Origin of the sequence: Streptomyces sp. GS7, assembly GCF_009834125.1 — a bacterium.
In the GTDB taxonomy this organism is placed as follows: Bacteria; Actinomycetota; Actinomycetes; order Streptomycetales; family Streptomycetaceae; genus Streptomyces.
In genome coordinates, this window is record NZ_CP047146.1 from 8,928,374 (window position 1) to 8,945,674 (window position 17,301).

Genomic DNA, 17,301 nt, shown 5'->3' on the forward strand with positions numbered 1-17,301 from the left:
ACTAGCGCGTCACTTGTCGCCCGTGCGCTGCCCCAGGGTGACCTGGGCGGTGTGCTCCTTGCCGCCGCGCTTGTAGGTGAGGGTGACGTGGTCGCCGGGCTTGTGCTGCCAGATCTCGCTGATGAGGGTCGGGCCGCTGTCGATGATGGTGCTGTCGAGCTTGGTGATGGTGTCGCCGGGCTGGAGCCCCGCCTTGGCGGCCGGGCCGTTCGGGGTGACCGAGTCGGAGCCGCTGTTGCCGGTCTGGGCGATGGTCGCGCCGTCGCCGCTCTCCTTCATGCCGACCTGGACACCTATCTGCGGATAGACCGGCTGGCCCGTCCTGATCAGGTCCTCGGCGACCCGTCTGGCCTGGTCGATGGGGATCGCGAAGCCCAGGCCGATGCTGCCGGACTGCTGGTCGCCGCCCAGGCCGCCGCCGTTGCCGGCCGACTGGATGGCGGAGTTGATGCCGATGACGTTGCCGCCGGCGTCCAGCAGCGGGCCGCCGGAGTTGCCGGGGTTTATCGAGGCGTCGGTCTGGAGGGCGCTCATGTACGAGGCGCTGGTGCCGCCGCCGTCGCTGGAGGCCACCGGGCGGTCCTTGGCGCTGATGATGCCGGTGGTGACCGTGCCGGACAGGCCGAACGGTGCGCCGATCGCGATCGTGGCGTCGCCGACCTGCACATTGGCGGACTTGCCGAGCGGGAGCGGGTTGAGCGTGGCGCCCGAGGCGTTCTTGAGCTTGATGACGGCGACGTCGTAGCCCTGGGCGTGGCCGATGACCTCGGCGTCGTACTTCTTGCCGTTGGAGAACGTCGCGGTCAGCCGGCCGCCGTCGGCCGCGCTGGCGACGACGTGGTTGTTGGTGAGGATGTGGCCCTGCTTGTCGTAGACGAAGCCGGTGCCGGTGCCGCCGTCGCCGCTGGCGCCCTGCGCTTCGATGGTGACGACGCTGGGCAGCGCCCGCTGCGCTATCCCGGAGACGGAGGTGGGCTTGCGGTTCAGCGCCCCGGGGTCGCCGGACGCGGAGACCGTCGTCGAGGAGCTGTCGTTGCGGCCCGCGGCCCAGTAGCCCACACCGCCGCCGACACCGCCCGCGACCAGCGCGGCGACCAGCAGGGTGGCGACGAAGCCGCCGTTGCGCTTCGGGGCCGCCGGATACGCGCCGGGCACGGCCCACGGGTCGCCGCCCTGCGGGGGCGCTCCCCAGCCGCCGCCCGCCGCACCGTGCCCGGCCGCGGCGTACGGGGTGGAGGGCGGCGGCAGCGGAGAGCCCTGGGCGCCGGGCGGCTGCGGCGGCTGGTGGGGCTGCGCCGGGGGGCCGTCGGCGGGCGTCGGCGGCAGCTGCTGCGTACGGTCCTGGTCGGCCGGACCGGCGCCCTCGGGCCCGCCGGCCTGCGGGGCGAAGTCCGGCGGCGGGGGTGCCGCGGGGGGCGTGGCGGGGGCGGGCGGGGCGTCCTGAGTCCGGTCGCCGGAGGCGGACGCGGGGGCGCTGTCAGGCTGCGGCCCGGTCGGCGGCTTGGCCTCCGACGGGACGCCGGCTCCCTCGTTCTCGGTGCTCACAGCTCTCTCCTCAGTCAGCTCGCTTCACGGTCTTGCCGGCCAGGGGGGACCGGAGCCCGGTACTCCAGCATCCGGGATCCCGCCGCTCCGGGCGAGTCCCGGCCGTCTCGGCCGGCTCGCCCCGACGTTCCCGGCCACCGGACGCGGAAGGGGACCCGGGACCAGGGCCGGGCCCCGATCGCGGCCCGCTCCCCGTCACGGCGGCGCCGGAACAGCGCTCCGACCAGCACAGCCGAGTCTCCGTCCCAGCCTTTCCCATTGCCCGTCAGAGCACCGTAAGCCGAGCCTGTGACTTGTCTCCCCACCCTTTACGCCAGACGTACCGAACCTCCGACATTGCCCGCATCGGCGACATAGCTGATATTGCATGCATTGCCGACATCGGTGGCATCGGTGGCATCGGTGGCATCGGTGGCATCGGCGATATCAGTGGATCGGCGATACCGCGATACCGGCGACATCCGATGCAAAAGTACCTGCGGTCGCGTACCGGCAGGCCAGGACCCCTGCGGCCGTCAGGCCCGGCGCGGTGGATGGCACGATAACGCGGTGACCTATGCACGCCCCGCCCAGGACGCCCGTCCGGGTCGTCCCGCTATTTCCGTCATCGCCCATCGCGGCGCCTCCGAAGACGCGCCGGAGCACACCCTGGCCGCCTACCGCAAGGCGATCGAGGACGGTGCTGACGCCCTGGAGTGCGATGTCCGGCTGACCGCCGACGGCCACCTGGTCTGTGTGCACGACCGGCGGGTGAACCGCACGTCCAACGGGCGCGGCGCGGTCTCGGCGCTGGAGCTGGCCGATCTCGCGGCGCTCGACTTCGGATCCTGGAAGGACGACCTGGCGGCGGCGGGCCGGCTCGTGGACCCGTCGGAGGAGCCGGACCGGCAGACCGACGACCCCGAGCGGACGTCCGTGCTGACGCTGGAGCGGCTGCTGGAACTGGTCGCGGACGCGGACCGGCGGGTCGAGTTGGCCATCGAGACCAAGCACCCGACGCGCTGGGCCGGGCAGGTGGAGGAGCGGCTGGTCGAGCTGCTCGCCCGCTTCGGCCACACGAAACCGGCCACCGGCCCCGACTGGACCTCCCAGGTCCGGGTCATGAGCTTCTCGGCGCGCTCGCTGCACCGCGTACGGGCCGCGGCGCCGGACATCCCCGGCGTCTACCTGATGCAGTTCCTCACCCCGCGCCACCGCGACGGCCGGCTGCCGCCCGGTGTGCGCATCGCGGGCCCCGGCGTCCGCATCCTGCGCGCGCACCCCGAATACGTCGCCAGGGCCCACCGGGCGGGCCACCAGGTCCACGTCTGGACGGTCAACGACCCGTCCGATGTCGAGCTGTGCCAGGAGTTGGGCGTGAACGCGGTCATTACGAACCGGCCCAAAGAGGTACGAAGGCAACTCGGCCTTGGGTAGGGCCCGTCACAGGGTGTGCCCCGGCGCATTCGGCGCGTATGTACCGGTGTCGAGTGCGTCACCACGTGCCGATTGGCCGGTTTCCGGTCCAGTCCATTGGGGCATTCATCCCGTGGCGTGGGGCAAAGGAGGTCTCGGGGGTGGCGTTGGTGGTGGCACAAGAGGTGCCGACGTCGTCGATCATGGCCGTACCTCATGGTCCAGCGGGTGTGGGCACGGCCAGGCGACGCATGCGAGAAGAGCTGTTGGCAAGTGGAGTTCAGGACACCGTCGTCGATGACGCGGTGCTGGTCCTTTCGGAACTGCTGAGCAATTCCTGCCGACATGCGCGTCCGATAGACGAAGACCGGTCGCCATACGCAGACCAGTCACCCCAGTCCGCTCCGGACGCCGCGCGGGAACGGTCCCAGGGCGCACCGTCCGCCTGCGTCCGCGCCTCCTGGCGCATCGACGGCCAGGGCCGGCTGATCGTCGCGGTCACCGACGGCGGCGGTCCGACCCGCCCGGTTCCGGCCACTCCTTCGGTCACCGCGCACGGCGGCCGGGGACTGGCGATCATCCGCTCGCTCGCCAAGGACTGGGGCGTCCGCGACACCGCGCCCGGCGAGGTGACGGTCTGGGCCGCACTGTCCCTTCAGGGCGCTTTCGCTACGCGCGTGGACCTGACGGCCGATCTCCCGCTCTCGCTCCGGAAGAACGGGACGAACCGGACCGGCCACAACGGCCTGCCCCCGCACCGCACTCCGGGCCTGGCGTTCCCGGACCTCGACGATCTGACGTGACGGCGATCCGGCCCGCCGCCCGGCCGGCATGACGGCGTGACGGGCCCCCGCGAGGGGCCGAAGCGGCGGCGGGAGCACCGCGGTCGCGGCACGCCGCACCCGGTCGGCGCCTGTGCCGCACCTGCGTACGCGATCCTCTAGGCTCGCGCCGAAACGCGTCCGTACGTCCGGATCGACCAGGAGAGACACCGTCGCCATGGCCAAGAAACGCCGTCCCCAGCCCCAGGCCGCCGCAGCACAGTTCAAGGGCGGCGAGGTGCCCGTGGTCGGCGCCCGGGAACCCTGCCCGTGTGGTTCCGGCCGCCGCTACAAGGCATGTCACGGGCGGCTGGCGGCACATGCCGCCACCGAACTCGTCCAGCGGCCGTTCGAGGGCCTGCCCGGCGAGTGCGACTGGGTGGCGCTGCGCGAGCTGGTCCCCGCCGCCACCGCCGAGTTGACGCTGAAGGGCGGGCTCCCGGAGGGCGTGCCCTCGGTGACGCTGGCGACCGTGCTCCCGATGGCCTGGCCCGCGCTGCGCCGGGACAACGGCGCGGTGCTGCTCGGCCTCCAGAACGACACCGCGTCGGGGGACATCAGCCGGGATCTCGCCGACACCCTCCAGCGCGCGCTGACCACCGAGCCGGGCAATCCGGTCGCCGCCGGGCGACCCGCCGCCGACGGGCCGCGGCTCCAGGATCTGCTCGACCTGGACGCGCCTTTTGAGCCGACCGTCCACACCGGCTTCGAGTTCTGGGTGGAGAACGCCGAGAACGCCACCGGCGAGGTCGCCGCCTCTCTGGAACGAGCCAACGCCGCGGCCATCCCGACCTCCCGGATCCCCGGCCTGGAGGGCGCGTACTGGTGCGAGGCCCCGGAGAAGAACCACCTGCGCTGGGTCACCTCGCACCCGGAGGAGAAGCTGCTCGACGCCCTCGCCCGGCTGCACGCGGCCGGCGCCGCCTCGCTGGGCGAAGGCACCCGGCTGGTCGGCTCGTTCCGGGCCCACGGCCTGGTCGTGCCGGTCTGGGACCTGCCGTCCTCCATGAGCGCCGAGGACGTCGCCGGACCGGCCGCGGCCTTCGAGGAGCGGCTGGCCAAGGCACTCGCCACGGACACCCCGCTGACCCCGGAGGAGCGCCGCTCGCGCGGTGGGCTCACCAACCGTCAGGTCACCCTGAGCTGACAGTGACGCGGCGATGACGACGAAGTGATCATGGAAGTGACGCCTGTCACAGCCCCCGGCGCAACTCCCGGTACCTTCCGGTAAATCAGCGTCCGGAATTCCACGATCGAATTTGCGAACCGCCGATCTCTTGTTACGGTTCTAGAAGCCCGGTCGCTGGTGCATCCCCCGTCGCCAGCGACCGGGCGCTTCCATGCCCGGCGCCGGACGCTCCTCCCGGGCTCCGGCCGGGGCCGTCAGCGCCCCGTGCCCTTCCCGCCCGGCCCCGAATCCCCGCCGCCCGGCGCCGAGTTGCCGCCGGAGCGCAGCAGCAGCCGCTCCCCCGCCGCGTCGGAGACCTCCGCCACCGCGCCGTACAGCAGCCCCGCCTTGCGGACGGTCGCGTCGCTCGGCGTCTCGCAGACACCCGGCTCGTCGCCCGCCGGTACGTCGCAGTTCACCTGGACCGTCCGGCCGTCCGGACGCAGCAGCGTCAACACGGTGCGCAGTGGTTCACCCGTCGTGTTCCGGTAGTACGTGCGCCCCCAGGTCCGCCCGTTCTCGGCGAGGACGCAGGTCTGGGCCGTGACGCCCTGCGGGGCGGTGAGTTCCGGGCCGCAGTGGGTGGTGCGGGTGCCGGAGAAGAGCGGGAGGCCGAGCTCGGCGAGCGGATCGGCGGCGCTGCGAGGCGCACCGGCCCGCCGGACGGCCTTGTCATGGTCCGCTCCGCCGGCGGTCGACGCGGCCTTCGCGGCGGGCCGTTCCGCGGATGCGTCCGGCGCGCCCGAGGTGAAGAGCGTATCCACCGGACCCGCCGTCGCGGCGGCCAGAGGAACGACGAGGGCGAGCACGGCGGTGCCGGCGAGCCCGGTGAGGCGGAGAATCCGCGCACGCTGCATGGGACCCACTTGCGAGAGATACGAGGGATGCGGTGAACGCACAGGACGGCGAGGCAGGTGAAGAAAGTGAAGAAAATGCCGTCGGCACTGCCGGACGGTGCGCCGAACCTATCGGGCCGCGGGGGTGGCACCGGGTGCCCGCACACCCATTTTCCGTAGTCGGACGGGCCCCTCACACCCGTACGGATGAATCGGGTCCGTGCGCCTCCCGGCCACCCGTCCTCCCCCCGCACGACCTCCGCTCAGTACGCGAGCCGACTGCCGCCGTCCGGCGTGCCGGTGCTCGCCGTGACCAGCGCGTCGACGATCGTGGCCACCTTCGGCAGCCAGGGCGCGGCCGGGGTGGCGGCCGGCGGGCGCTCCCAGCGGACCTTCCCGGCGCCGGTCGGGGAGGGCGGGAGCACCAGATAGCCGCCCTCGCCGTGGAAGCGCAGCGAGCTGGGCACCCAGTCCTGGGAGTGCAGCAGCTCGCCCAACTCCGGTAGCCCGTACGGCGATACGAGCAGCGACCAGCGGGTGGGGGTGGCCACCACGGGGCCGGTGCGCACGCCGAAGTGGTCCAGGGCGGCCAGTGCGCGGGCCCCGGCGACGGCCGGGAGGCTGACCGCGCACGGCGCGCGGCCCCCGGTGGAGAGGACGATCGGGGCATCGGGGCGGTTGGCCCACCACCAGCGCACCATCCGGGCGTCGGTGGTGGCCGCCAGCAGGCCGGGGTCGAAGGGGTGCGCGCCGGGCACCACGCAGTCCGGGTCGGGGCAGCTGCACCGGCGGGCGGCCCGCTCACCGAGGCCGAGCCGGGCGCCGCCCGACGGGCGGGCGGGAGGCCGGAGTCCCACGCCCGGGAGTACGGGCCATTGCCACTCGGTGGCGCAGTGGAGCGCCGCGCCGAGCAGCGCCGACCTGCCGCTGCGCCGGAACAGGGGCTTGCGTCGCCTTCCGAGGATCTCGCGCATGAGCGCTCGTTCCTTTCCGTAAACGCCGAGGGCTGGTCCATCGCACTGCATGCCGGTGCCTGGACACCGTCGCGCATGCCGTTCACATGCCGTTGTGCTGCGTCAGGCCGGTACGTCGTGGTGCTGCGGCCTGGGTCGTGCGGTTCGGTCGGCCGACCTGGTTGTGCGACCCGGAGGTCGTTCGCGCATCGATCACCACACGTGGATCTCTGGTCACCCCGTGTACGAGGCAGCGCATCACGCCGTACGCCGAGCGTGGAACGTGGCGGAGGGTGGCGCGCGCATGGCGCTTGCGCTTCCTGAGTGCCATCCCGCCACTGGGGAGTGCGTCGCGGTCGTCGCCGTATAGGACGCCGGTGCCCGCCGGAGAGTTCCGGTCCGGCCCCAACTGGCCCGGCACCTATCCGAGTACGTACCCGCCACGGTGGATATGACGCGCTGTTGATCGCCGCCAGTCGACCTCAAATTGACGCCCGGGGGGCTGTTTTCAGGCCAATCTACAGACCTCGTTGACACCACAAACCCCATCGGGACAATGCTGGACATCACATCGCTGGTGCGTGTACATGTGGAGGCATTGATAGCGGAGCAGCATGACATGGGGGTTTGCGATGCTATTGAGGAAATTGAGCGGCCGAACGTACCGCACAACATCACTCAACGAATTGCCGCACTCCCTACGAATCTGCGGCCTGACCTGGGGTTTCGTCTGGCGCGACGTGGGTTGTCGGCCATGAGCGCCCCACACGTACCGAAAGTGGCTGGAATCGAACCAGCTCTCCCCGCTCCCACGCACACTGACGGCCCGCGCGTGACGAAGTCCCCTGCCGATGCCTCTGCCGACAGCTCTTCTGACAGCCCGTCCGACGCCTCCGCGCACACCCCCCAGGACGGCTCCCCCGACCTCTCCCCCGCCGACCGGATCGCCGCCGTACAGGACCGGCTGGCCGGCTGGGTCTCCGACCTCAGCACCCTGCACGACCTCACCGAACGGCTCGCCCGCACCCGCACCTTGGAGGACGCCCTCCACGAACTCCTGCGGGCCGGCGCCTCGCTCGTCGGCGCCCGCCGCGGGCTGGTCGTGCTGGCACCGGCCGACGGGCTCGGCCCCGAAACCACCGTCGGCCTCGGCCTCGGCCACGCCGACATCGGCCACATCGAGACCGTGCCGCGCCGCGCGCTGTCGTACGCGCGGATACTGGACGGCCTCCCCGAGCCCGGCGACGACACCGGGAGCGACGCCCGTACCGAGATCGCCGAACCGGACATCCCCGGCGAGAAGGACCTCGACCCCCGCCTCCGCGAGGTCGCCGCGCGCCTCGGCTACGCCGCCAGCTACGCCGTACCGCTCATCGCCGACCCCGTCGGCCGGACCGGCGCCGCGGTCTGGCTCTACGACGAACCCGCCGAACCCAGCGCCCGCCAGCGCCATCTCGTCGGCCTCTACCGCGCCCACGCCTCCGAGCACCTCGCCCGGCTCCTGGAGCTCCACCGCAGCCGGCGGGCCGCCCGCACCCTGCGCGAGGAGCTGCTGCCCAGCCGGCTGCCACGGATCCCCGGCGTACGGCTGGCGGTGCGGCACGGCACCGGGCCGCGCGGCGGCGGCGACTGGTACGACGCGCTGCCGCTGCCGGACGGCGCGCTGGGCCTGGCCATCGGCTCGGTCACCGGGTCCGGGCCGAGCGCGGTGGCCGCGATGGGACGGCTGCGGGCGTCGCTGCGCGCCTACGCCGTCATGGAGGGCGAGGACCCGGTCGCGGTGCTCTCCGATCTCGAACTGCTGATGCGGCTGACCGAGCCCGCCCGCAGCGCCACCGCGCTGTTCGCGTTCAGCGAGCCGCCGGGCGCGGCGCCCGCGGCCCCACTGCCGGCCGGGGGCGACGGTGTCGGGGGGCCCGCCCCTCGCAAGCTGCTGCTGGCCGGGGCCGGGCACTGCCCGCCGCTGATCCTCGGCGATCTGCGGACCGAGTTCGTGGAGACCTCGCTGTCCGCGCCGCTGGGCATGCTGGCCTGCTGGGAGGCGCCCAGCGTGGAGATCGAACCGGCCCGCGGCGAGACGCTGCTCCTCTACAGCGACGGGCTGCTGCACCGCACCGGCGAGCCCATGGACCGCGCCTTCGCCCGGCTGCACTCCGCGGCCGCCGGCGTGCCCCGGGCGGTCCGGCACGACCCGGAGGCGGTCGTCGACCACGTGCTGCGGGTGATGCTGCCCCAGGGGCTCGACGACCCCTCCTCGGAGGAGGACGTGGTGCTGCTGGCGGCGCATTTCGAGGAGTAGCGGCGCCGCGGCCGGGCATCCCATGGCCGCGGCGCCGGAGAAGTCACACCTTCATGCCTCTGGACGGTTTTCCGTGCGCACTTACGATGGAACGCGGTTCAGTCTTAAAAGCCTTAAAAGGAGGCATGGTGACCGACGAGCTCACACCGGAGACCCCGGACGAGGAAGAGCAGCCGATCAAGCAGCGCAAGAACGGCCTGTACCCGGGCGTATCGGACGAGCTCACCGCGAACATGAAGAGCGGCTGGGCCGACACCGAGCTGCGCGACCTTCAGCCGATCGAGCAGGCGCCGAACGCCGCCCGCCGCCGCGCGGCGCTGTCCGCCCGCTTCCCCGGCGAGCGCCTGGTGATCCCGGCGGGCAACCTCAAGACCCGCTCCAACGACACCGAGTACTCCTTCCGCGCCTCGACGGAGTACGTCTACCTCACCGGCGACCAGACCGACGACAGCGTCCTCGTCCTGGAGCCCCGCGACGGGGCCGACGGCCACGACGCGACGATCTACCGCCTTCCCCGCTCGAACCGCGAGAACGGCGAGTTCTGGCTGAACGGGATGGGCGAGCTGTGGGTGGGCCGCCGGCACAGCCTGAGCGAGTCCGCGGCGCTGCTGGGCGTCGCCTGCAAGGACGTCCGGGAGCTGACCGGTGCGCTCAAGGAGGCCACCGGCCCGGTCCGGGTCGTCCGCGGCCATGACGCCGGGGTCCAGGAGGCGCTGCGCGACAAGGTGACCGCGGAGCGCGACGAAGAGCTGCGGGTGTACCTCTCCGAAGCCCGGGCGATCAAGGACGAGTTCGAGATCGGCGAGCTCCAGAAGGCCGTGGACTCGACCGTGCGCGGCTTCGAGGACGTCGTCAAGGTCCTGGACAAGGCCGAGGCGACCAGCGAGCGCTACATCGAGGGCACCTTCTTCCTGCGCGCCCGCGTCGAGGGCAACGACATCGGCTACGGCTCCATCTGCGCCGCCGGGCCGCACGCCACCACCCTGCACTGGGTCCGCAACGACGGCGCGGTCCGCTCCGGCGAGCTGCTGCTGCTGGACGCGGGCGTGGAGACCACCACCCTCTACACCGCGGACGTCACCCGCACCCTGCCGATCAACGGCCGGTACACCGACCTCCAGCGCAAGATCTACGACGCGGTGTACGAGGCCCAGGAGGCGGGCATCGCGGCCGTCAAGCCGGGCGCCGCCTACCGCGACTTCCACGACGCGGCGCAGCGGGTGCTGACCGAGAAGCTGGTCGAGTGGGGCCTGGTCGAGGGCCCGGTCGAGCGCGTCCTGGAGCTGGGCCTGCAGCGCCGCTGGACCCTGCACGGCACCGGCCACATGCTCGGCCTGGACGTCCACGACTGCGCCGCGGCCCGCACCGAGGCGTACGTCAACGGCACGCTGGAGCCCGGCATGGTGCTGACCGTCGAGCCCGGTCTGTACTTCCAGGCGGACGACCTGACCGTCCCCGAGGAGTACCGCGGCATCGGCGTCCGGATCGAGGACGACATCCTGGTGACGGAGGACGGCAACCGCAACCTGTCGGCGGCGCTGCCGCGCCGGTCGGACGAGGTCGAGGCGTGGATGGCCGGGCTGCTCGGCAAGTAGGCCCGGCCAGGCCCTGTCGTCACACTCCCGTCGCCTGCCCGAAGGGCGGGCCGGGCGGCGTCCGGTGCGTGCTGTCCGCGTGCCGGGCGATGGCCCCTGTACTTGGAGTACTGGGGTCGTCGTCCGGTGCGGCGAGAGTGCGTGCCGGGCGTCGGCAGGCAGGCGGGAGTTTGACGACAGGGCCTGGCGGCGCGTAGCGGTGGTGGCCCGCCGCTACGCGCCGTTCGTCTTCGTGCGGAACGCGCCCGCCTGTGCCGCCGCCCAGGCGGCGGTGGCCGCGGACTCGGCGAGGTCGGGGTCCACGGGGTGGCGTTCGATCAGGATCCGGTAGTAGAAGGGCGCACCGAGGGCCGCCATCACGGCCTTCGGGTCGGTGTCCGCGGGCAGTTCACCGCGGGCGATGCCGCGCTCCACCATCGCGCCGGCCAGCACCAGCCGCTCGTCGAAGAAGGTCCGCAGCGCGGTGGCCGCCTGCGGGTCGCGGGCCCCGGCGGCGACCACCGCCTCGATCAGGCTGCGCATCCGGGGATCCCCGTAGAACGCCGCGATCGCGCGGGCCAGTGCGTGCAGATCGCCGGGGAGGGTGCCGCTGTCCGGCAGCGGCACGCTCCCGCTCAGGTCGGTGAGCAGCTCGCAGACCAGTCCCTCGATGCCACGCCACCGGCGGTAGAGCGTCGCGAGGTGGACCCCCGAGCGCTGGGCGACCCGCTCCATGGTGAGCGCGGCGAAGCCGCCCTCGCCCAACTCTGCGAAGACGGCGGCGAGTACGGCCTGGCGGGTGCGGGCCGTCCGGCCTCCGGGGCGGGTCTCGCCCGGGGGGTGGTGCGCGGTCGTCACGGCGGCTCCGTTGTGCGGTGCGTAGTGCGGTCCGTAGTGCAGATTGCAGTGCGGGTTCTGGCCAAGTATTGTCCGACAAAGATAAACGCGAGCAAGTTCGCGTTAATCCTGGTGCGCGCTGGTCTCGCTGGGCAAGGGGACGCCGCGGGGGAGGTCCTCCCACCACGAGACCGCGCTGCCCACCGGCTTTCAAGGGCGATTTCCAGCCACGCCCGGTGATCTTCCGAGTTGCCGATGTCCGCCCGCCCTGGCAAGGGCGACCGACGCGGCACCCGGTGCCGTCAGCGCAGCCCGTGCCGCCGCGCCACCATCCGCTCCACCGCCCCGTCGGACAGCAGCCGGCGGAGCAGGAAGACCACGGGGGCGTTGCTGCCGACCGCGTAGTGCGGCTTCGGGCGGGCGGCCTCGATCGCCTTGACGACGGTCGCGGCGACCGTGGCCGGGGAGACCCCGTTCGCCTCGTTGGCGTTCAGGGCGGCCAGCATCGTCCGGTAGCCGTCCGCGAACGGCGAGTCGGCGGCGAGGTACTGGGTCCGCCGCTCGCTGATGCCGGTGGCGATCGACCCCGGTTCGACCGTGGTGACGGCCACACCGTACGGGGCGACCTCGCGGCGGGCGGCGCTCGCGAAACCCTTGACGGCGGCCTTCGACGCCACGTACGAGGAGCGGTAGGCGAGCGGGAAGCTGGCCAGCATCGAGCCGACCATGACCACCCGGCCGAAGCCGCGCTCCCGCATGCCCGGCAGCACGAGCTGGCTGAGCCGCACCGCGCCGAAGACGTTCAGCTCGAAGAGCCGCCGCACCGCGTCCATGGGCAGCTCCTCGAAGGGGCCGCTCTGGCTCTCCCCGGCGTTGTTGACCAGCACGTCGACCGGGCCCGCGGCGGCGGCGCACGCCTCGATGGCGGCCTCGTCGGTGAGGTCCAGCGCGAGGTAGGAGACGCCGGGGACGGGCGCGCGGACCGCCGACGGGTCGCGGCTGGTGCCCAGCACGCGGTAGCCGCGGGCGACCAGCGCCGCCGCCACCGCCGCCCCGATCCCGGAGGAGGCGCCCGTCACCAGGGCGGTCCGGCCGGCCGCCGGCGCCCCGGTCACGCCAGGCTCCGGGCCAGCGCGCGCCCCGCCGCCCGGCCGGAGAAGATGCAGCCGCCCAGGAAGGTGCCCTCCAGCGCGTTGTAGCCGTGCACCCCGCCGCCGCCGAATCCGGCGACCTCGCCCGCCGCGTACAGCCCGTCGAAGACCGACCCGTCCGGGCGCACCACCTGCGAGTCGAGGGTGGTCTCCAGCCCGCCCAGCGTCTTGCGGGTCAGCAGATGCAGCCGTACCGCGATCAGCGGGCCGTGCGCCGGATCGAGCAGGCGGTGCGGTCTGGCGACCCGGGTGAGCCGGTCCGGCCAGTACTCCCGCGCGTTGTGCACCGCCATCAGCTGGAGGTCCTTGGAGAAGGCGTGCCCCACCTCCCGGTCCCGGGCCGTCACCTCCCGCTCAACCCGCGCGAAATCCAGGGGCGTTGCGGGCTCCAGCGCGTTCATCCCGGCGACCAGCTCCCGCAGGGTCCGCCGTACGACGAAGTCCTCGCCCCGGTCGAGGAACGCCTGGACGGGGCCCGGCGCCCCCTTCTTCACCCGCGACAGCGCGAGCTTGAGGTCCTTGCCCGTGATGTCCGGGTTCTGCTCGGAGCCCGACAGCGCGAACTCCTTCTCCACGATCGCCCGGGTCAGCACGAACCAGGTGTGGTCGTGCCCGGTGTGCACGATGTGGCGCAGGGTGGCGAGCGTGTCGTGCCCGGGGAAGAGGGGGGCGGGCAGCCGCCGCCCGGTCGCGTCCAGCCACAGGGACGACGGCCCGGGGATGATCCGGATGGCGTGGTCGGGCCAGACCGGGTCCCAGTTCTTGATGCCCTCGGTGTAGTGCCACATCCGGTCGCGGTTGACGATCGAGCCGCCGGCGCCCTCGGTGATCTCCAGCATCCGCCCGTCCACGTAGGCGGGCACCCCGGTGATCATCGACCGGGGCACCGGGCCGATCCGGTCCACCGGCCAGTTCTTGCGGACCAGTTCGTGATTGCCGCCGATGCCGCCGGAGGTGACCACCACCGCCTGCGCCCGGAACGCGAACTCCCCCGCCGCCTCCCGCGACGACGCCACCCCGCGCGGCTCGGCCGACGGCACCAGCGTCGTCCCGCGCACCCCGACGGCGGCCCCGTCCTCCACGATCAGCTCGTCGACCCGGTGCCGGTGCCGGAAGACCACCAGCCCGCGCTCGGCCGCCGCCCGCACCGGCTCGGCGAACACCCGGACGACCTCGGGCCCGGTCCCCCAGGTGAGGTGGAAGCGGGGGACGGAGTTGCCGTGCCCGGTCGCGGTGCCGGCCCCGCGCTCGGCCCAGCCGACGGTCGGCGTCACCCGCAGCCCGAGCCGGTAGAGGTAGTCGCGCTTCTCCCCGGCGGCGAAGTCCACGTAGGCGTGGGCCCATTGGCGCGGCCAGTGGTCCTCGCGCTCGCGGTCGAAGCCCGCCGAGTCCAGCCAGTCGGCCAGCGCCAGCTCCCGGGAGTCGCGGATGCCCACCCGCCGCTGCTCCGGGCTGTCGACCAGGAACAGCCCGCCCAGCGACCAGAACGCCTGGCCGCCGAGGTTGGCCTCGCTCTCCTGGTCGACGACGATCACCCGGCGCCCCGCGCGGGTCAGTTCGTACGTCGCGACCAGGCCGGCGAGCCCGGCTCCTACGACGATGACATCGGCGTCGTCGCTCATGACGGCTCCTCAGGACGGTGACGGCGGTTGCGCGGTGGGCGGTCGGTCGGTCGGTGCGGGGGTGCTGTAGGCGTCCAGCACGTTCAGGAAGAGCGCGGCACGGCGCTCGCGGACACGGTCCTCGTCCGGCTCCATCAGGACCTGTACGGCGGTCCCGTCGTGGACGGCGACCAGGGCGTGGCCGAGCGCGGCCGGATCGGCGACCCGGCGGCCGGCCCGCTCCAGCGCGGCCACCACGACCGGCAGGACGGTGTCCTGGACAGCCTGTTCGCGGGCGACCACGACATGCCGGAGGGACGGATTCCGCAGCGCATGCGCGGTGAACTCCGCCGAGACCCGGTACCAGGCGTCCTCGACGGGTATCGCCTCCAGCGCCGCCCGCACCGCTTCCCGCGGCGTCGCCGACGGGGCATCCGCCAGCGCGGCCCGCAGGTCGTCGAGCAGCCGCGCCGAACGCTCCTCCCACATGGCGAGGAACAGCTCGTCCAGCGAGACGAAGTTGGAGTAGAACGCACCGCGCGTGAAGCCCGCCCGCTCGCAGACCTGCTCGACGGTGGACCGCCCGAAGCCGGTCTCGGCGAACACCTCCAGCGCGGCGTCCAGCAGCCGCCGCCGGGTCCGGCCCCGGCGGGCGGTGACGCGCTGCGGCGCGGCCTGCCGCGCGCTCGCCTGCTCAGGGGTGGTCGGCATCGGGATCCGTCCTCGTCGATCGTTCGATACATGAACGTATCCGATGCATGGATGTATCGACAAGGGACGGACGGGGCCAGAGGGAGGCGGGGGGGGTGCCACAAGGACGTGCCGGGCGGGGCGAGACACGTCGGGGCGCGGGCACCCGCACACCGGACGCCGCCCGCGGAGCACCCGCGGGCGGCGTCCTCACGGCTCCGGTTGATCAGTTCCGACGGCGGCGCCGTTGGCCGTACGGACCGTGACGATCGTGGGCGCGCCACTCTTCGTCGTAGGGGTCCCGGTCCCCGCCCTCTTCTTTCCCTCCGGCCGCGGCGATGACCTCACCCCGGCGGGCCTTCCCCAGCAACGAGTCGAGCGGGTCGGGCTGCCCATCGCCGTAGCGGTCGGGATCAGGCAGCGGTCCGGGGCCGGGCGGCTTGAGGGCTATCCGCTTCACCTTGGAACGCTTCGGCGCGGCGCCGCGCTCGGCACCGGACGCCCTGCGGTCCTCCGGAGGCCGACTCGGCCGAGCCTGCCCCCGCTCCCTGGACTCGGGAACTCCGTCCGCTCCGCTTTCCGGATGCGGCGATGACGTACCACCCATGTACCGGCCCCCGCCCGTCGAGTCGTCTCAACCACCGTCAATTCTACCGAAAAAGCCGGGAAGAAGCGGTGCGACCTCGCACGTCACCCACCCGAACTTCCCTTATTCCGAGGCCAGTTCAGGGGCCCTTTCAGGGACCCTCGCCCTCGGCGCCCGTTCGGCATCCAAGATCGCGGGACCAGGGTTCCCGGGTACGGGCTCCTTCTCGACCGGCTACGACGCCATCGGAAGCGCCGCGCCCTCGCGCCACTTGAGGATCTTGTCGAAGCTGACCACGGCGCCGCGTCGGCCGGTGCGGTTGCGGTACTGGACGTGGTCGGTGAGGGCTTCGATCAGAAAAAGCCCCCGGCCGTCCTCGGCGAATGCGGGGGCCTGCGCGGGGGTGGGGACGGGAGCCGGCGTCAGCGCGCGGTCCGTCGCGGTATGGGGAACGGTATGGGGAGGGGCGGCGCGGCGGAAGCCCGGTCCGGAGTCGGTGACTTCGATGCGGCAGGTGTCGCCGTCGATGTAGGCGGTGACGCGGTAGTCGTCGGTGGCGGCGTCGCCGCCGTGCTCGACGGCGTTCGCACAGGCTTCGGAGAGGGCGACCGACAGGTCGTAGCAGATGTCCGGGTCGACGCCGGCCGTCTCCATCGTGCCCAGCAGCAGACGACGGGCGAGCGGCACACTCGCGGCCTCACGCCGCAGATGGAGGGTCCACCAGATGCTCATCGCTCCAGCCTCCTGGCCACGGCTCGACATACCGATACCTATTGCCGTGCCGCAAGGTCCGTAAGCATGTCCGGGACGTGATACCGCTCATTCGGCGGATGCGAAAGGTGAGCGCATAGGTGTAGGCGAGGCGCCGCGTGCGCGCCGTCGCGCGCCCTGGCGGACGCCCTCGACGCCCCGGCGGGCGCCCCCGTGAGCGGTGCCGTGCCGTAGGTGGTGAAACCCTGCCGTAGGCGGTGGATAAGGGCAGTGGGATGATGGCGCCCGCCATGACTGCCCCGCCCGCCCCCACCGCGCGCGCTGCCGCCGATCTGCGGCTGCTGAGGGCCGCGGTGTTCACCGCGGTCTGCGTCGTGCTGTCCGCCGCCGGGCACATGGCCGCCTCGTTCGCCGCCGTTCCGCTGTGGACGCTGGGCCTGGCCTGCGCCGCGGTGTTCGCGGTGGCGGCGCCGCTGGCCGGGCGGGAACGCTCGCTGCCGGGGATCGCGGCCGGACTCGCGGTGGGCCAGCTGGCGCTGCACTCGCTGTTCGCGATGGGGCAGCACCGCATGGCGGCGCGGCCCCCCGGCGTCTCCGACGAGACGGCCGTCGCGCTGGCCCGGCACCTGACGTGCGGGCTCGACGGCGTACGGCTGGACGGCGGCCAGGCGCGGCGGCTGCTCGGCCCCGGCGGCATGGACCTGGCCACGTCGGCCGGGCTGACGGGCTCCGGCGGACATGCCATGGGCGGTGGCGCGGACGGCGGGTGGACGATGTCGCACTGCCTGGCGCCGTCGCTGCCCATGCTGCTGGGTCATCTGCTCGCCGCGCTCGCGCTCGGCTGGCTGCTGCGGCGGGGCGAGGCCGCGCTGTGGCGGCTGGTGCGGCTGTCGGCCCCGGCGGCGCGGGAGGCCGCGGCGCAGGCGCTGGTCAGCGCGCTGCGCTGGGCGCTCACCCTCGTACGGGCGCTGCTGGCCGGGCTCGGCGCAGCGCACGGCGACGTGCCGCGCGCCCCCGTTTCGTACGGGGATGACAAACCCGGCCCGTGCGATGCCGCGCTCCACCACAGTGTCGTCAGGCGAGGGCCGCCCGCCCCGGCCTGCCTGGCCCTCGCGGCCTGACGCCACGCGCAGC

At 73.1% G+C, this 17,301-nt stretch carries 16 protein-coding genes; 6 read left to right on the top strand and 10 right to left on the bottom strand.

The genetic code is table 11. The features are described 5' to 3' along the window. Nucleotides 1-9 precede the first annotated feature (9 nt). Both GR130_RS38985 and GR130_RS38990 read right to left on the bottom strand, forming a co-directional pair. Entirely contained in the window at nucleotides 10-1,545 is a 1,536-nt protein-coding gene (locus GR130_RS38985) for a S1C family serine protease (protein ID WP_159509360.1), read from the bottom strand. A 308-nt stretch (nucleotides 1,546-1,853) separates the two neighbouring features. Then, nucleotides 1,854-2,006, bottom strand: coding sequence for a hypothetical protein (locus tag GR130_RS38990; protein WP_159509362.1), 153 nt, complete (start codon nucleotides 2,004-2,006; stop codon nucleotides 1,854-1,856). An 88-nt stretch (nucleotides 2,007-2,094) separates the two neighbouring features. Between GR130_RS38990 and GR130_RS38995 the strand changes: the two genes are divergently transcribed. The 3 genes from GR130_RS38995 to GR130_RS39005 all read left to right on the top strand — a co-directional run bounded on the left by GR130_RS38995 (nucleotide 2,095) and on the right by GR130_RS39005 (nucleotide 4,908). Continuing rightward, nucleotides 2,095-2,961: a glycerophosphodiester phosphodiesterase family protein gene (locus GR130_RS38995; protein ID WP_159509364.1), complete on the top strand. Its 867-nt coding sequence runs from the start codon at nucleotides 2,095-2,097 to the stop codon at nucleotides 2,959-2,961. Nucleotides 2,962-3,014: 53 nt separating this feature from the next. Then, a complete protein-coding gene (locus tag GR130_RS39000; RefSeq protein WP_236573873.1) occupies nucleotides 3,015-3,743 on the top strand; it encodes an ATP-binding protein in 729 nt (242 codons plus the stop codon). A 196-nt stretch (nucleotides 3,744-3,939) separates the two neighbouring features. Then, nucleotides 3,940-4,908: a DUF5926 family protein gene (locus tag GR130_RS39005; RefSeq protein ID WP_159509366.1), complete on the top strand. Its 969-nt coding sequence runs from the start codon at nucleotides 3,940-3,942 to the stop codon at nucleotides 4,906-4,908. A 236-nt stretch (nucleotides 4,909-5,144) separates the two neighbouring features. Here GR130_RS39005 and GR130_RS39010 read toward each other — a convergent pair whose 3' ends face one another. Both GR130_RS39010 and GR130_RS39015 read right to left on the bottom strand, forming a co-directional pair. After that, the gene (locus GR130_RS39010; protein WP_159509368.1) at nucleotides 5,145-5,786 is read right to left on the bottom strand and encodes a hypothetical protein; all 642 of its coding nucleotides are present in this window, start codon (nucleotides 5,784-5,786) and stop codon (nucleotides 5,145-5,147) included. Between the two features lie 242 nt (nucleotides 5,787-6,028). Then, a complete protein-coding gene (locus GR130_RS39015; RefSeq protein WP_159509370.1) occupies nucleotides 6,029-6,739 on the bottom strand; it encodes a bifunctional DNA primase/polymerase in 711 nt (236 codons plus the stop codon). A 535-nt stretch (nucleotides 6,740-7,274) separates the two neighbouring features. Between GR130_RS39015 and GR130_RS39020 the strand changes: the two genes are divergently transcribed. Both GR130_RS39020 and GR130_RS39025 read left to right on the top strand, forming a co-directional pair. Then, nucleotides 7,275-9,017 carry a PP2C family protein-serine/threonine phosphatase gene (locus tag GR130_RS39020; RefSeq protein WP_443043744.1) on the top strand — a complete coding sequence of 581 codons (1,743 nt, stop codon included), beginning with the start codon at nucleotides 7,275-7,277 and terminating at the stop codon, nucleotides 9,015-9,017. Between the two features lie 128 nt (nucleotides 9,018-9,145). Beyond that, nucleotides 9,146-10,612: an aminopeptidase P family protein gene (locus GR130_RS39025; RefSeq protein ID WP_159510520.1), complete on the top strand. Its 1,467-nt coding sequence runs from the start codon at nucleotides 9,146-9,148 to the stop codon at nucleotides 10,610-10,612. A 213-nt stretch (nucleotides 10,613-10,825) separates the two neighbouring features. Here GR130_RS39025 and GR130_RS39030 read toward each other — a convergent pair whose 3' ends face one another. From GR130_RS39030 to GR130_RS39055, 6 genes are all read right to left on the bottom strand, one after another. Next, entirely contained in the window at nucleotides 10,826-11,449 is a 624-nt protein-coding gene (locus tag GR130_RS39030; protein ID WP_159509374.1) for a TetR/AcrR family transcriptional regulator, read from the bottom strand. Nucleotides 11,450-11,730: 281 nt separating this feature from the next. After that, nucleotides 11,731-12,543, bottom strand: a complete 813-nt coding sequence (locus GR130_RS39035; protein WP_159509385.1) for an SDR family oxidoreductase — start codon at nucleotides 12,541-12,543, stop codon at nucleotides 11,731-11,733. After that, nucleotides 12,540-14,201, bottom strand: coding sequence for an FAD-binding dehydrogenase (locus GR130_RS39040; protein WP_159509387.1), 1,662 nt, complete (start codon nucleotides 14,199-14,201; stop codon nucleotides 12,540-12,542). The genes GR130_RS39035 and GR130_RS39040 overlap by 4 nt, the downstream gene beginning before the upstream one ends. 9 nt (nucleotides 14,202-14,210) lie before the next feature. Beyond that, nucleotides 14,211-14,891, bottom strand: coding sequence for a TetR/AcrR family transcriptional regulator (locus GR130_RS39045; RefSeq protein WP_159509389.1), 681 nt, complete (start codon nucleotides 14,889-14,891; stop codon nucleotides 14,211-14,213). A gap of 205 nt (nucleotides 14,892-15,096) precedes the next feature. Next, complete coding sequence (locus GR130_RS39050; RefSeq protein ID WP_159509391.1) at nucleotides 15,097-15,330, bottom strand: hypothetical protein; 234 nt, start codon at nucleotides 15,328-15,330, stop codon at nucleotides 15,097-15,099. A 360-nt stretch (nucleotides 15,331-15,690) separates the two neighbouring features. After that, nucleotides 15,691-16,188 carry an ATP-binding protein gene (locus GR130_RS39055; RefSeq protein WP_159509393.1) on the bottom strand — a complete coding sequence of 166 codons (498 nt, stop codon included), beginning with the start codon at nucleotides 16,186-16,188 and terminating at the stop codon, nucleotides 15,691-15,693. A 269-nt stretch (nucleotides 16,189-16,457) separates the two neighbouring features. Between GR130_RS39055 and GR130_RS39060 the strand changes: the two genes are divergently transcribed. Continuing rightward, nucleotides 16,458-17,288 (top strand): hypothetical protein, encoded by an 831-nt coding sequence (locus GR130_RS39060; protein WP_159509395.1) that lies wholly within the window; start codon nucleotides 16,458-16,460, stop codon nucleotides 17,286-17,288. Nucleotides 17,289-17,301: the final 13 nt, after the last annotated feature.

What these genes read in the sequence shown, in the direction of transcription:
- GR130_RS38990 (WP_159509362.1), bottom strand. Translation starts at nt 2,006, where the DNA reads ATGTCGCCGGTATCGCGGTATCGCCGATCCACTGATATCGCCGATGCC.
- GR130_RS39005 (WP_159509366.1), top strand. Translation starts at nt 3,940, where the DNA reads ATGGCCAAGAAACGCCGTCCCCAGCCCCAGGCCGCCGCAGCACAGTTC.
- GR130_RS39010 (WP_159509368.1), bottom strand. Translation starts at nt 5,786, where the DNA reads ATGCAGCGTGCGCGGATTCTCCGCCTCACCGGGCTCGCCGGCACCGCC.
- GR130_RS39015 (WP_159509370.1), bottom strand. Translation starts at nt 6,739, where the DNA reads ATGCGCGAGATCCTCGGAAGGCGACGCAAGCCCCTGTTCCGGCGCAGC.
- GR130_RS39020 (WP_443043744.1), top strand. Translation starts at nt 7,275, where the DNA reads ATGCTGGACATCACATCGCTGGTGCGTGTACATGTGGAGGCATTGATA.
- GR130_RS39040 (WP_159509387.1), bottom strand. Translation starts at nt 14,201, where the DNA reads ATGAGCGACGACGCCGATGTCATCGTCGTAGGAGCCGGGCTCGCCGGC.
- GR130_RS39045 (WP_159509389.1), bottom strand. Translation starts at nt 14,891, where the DNA reads ATGCCGACCACCCCTGAGCAGGCGAGCGCGCGGCAGGCCGCGCCGCAG.
- GR130_RS39055 (WP_159509393.1), bottom strand. Translation starts at nt 16,188, where the DNA reads ATGAGCATCTGGTGGACCCTCCATCTGCGGCGTGAGGCCGCGAGTGTG.
- GR130_RS39060 (WP_159509395.1), top strand. Translation starts at nt 16,458, where the DNA reads ATGACTGCCCCGCCCGCCCCCACCGCGCGCGCTGCCGCCGATCTGCGG.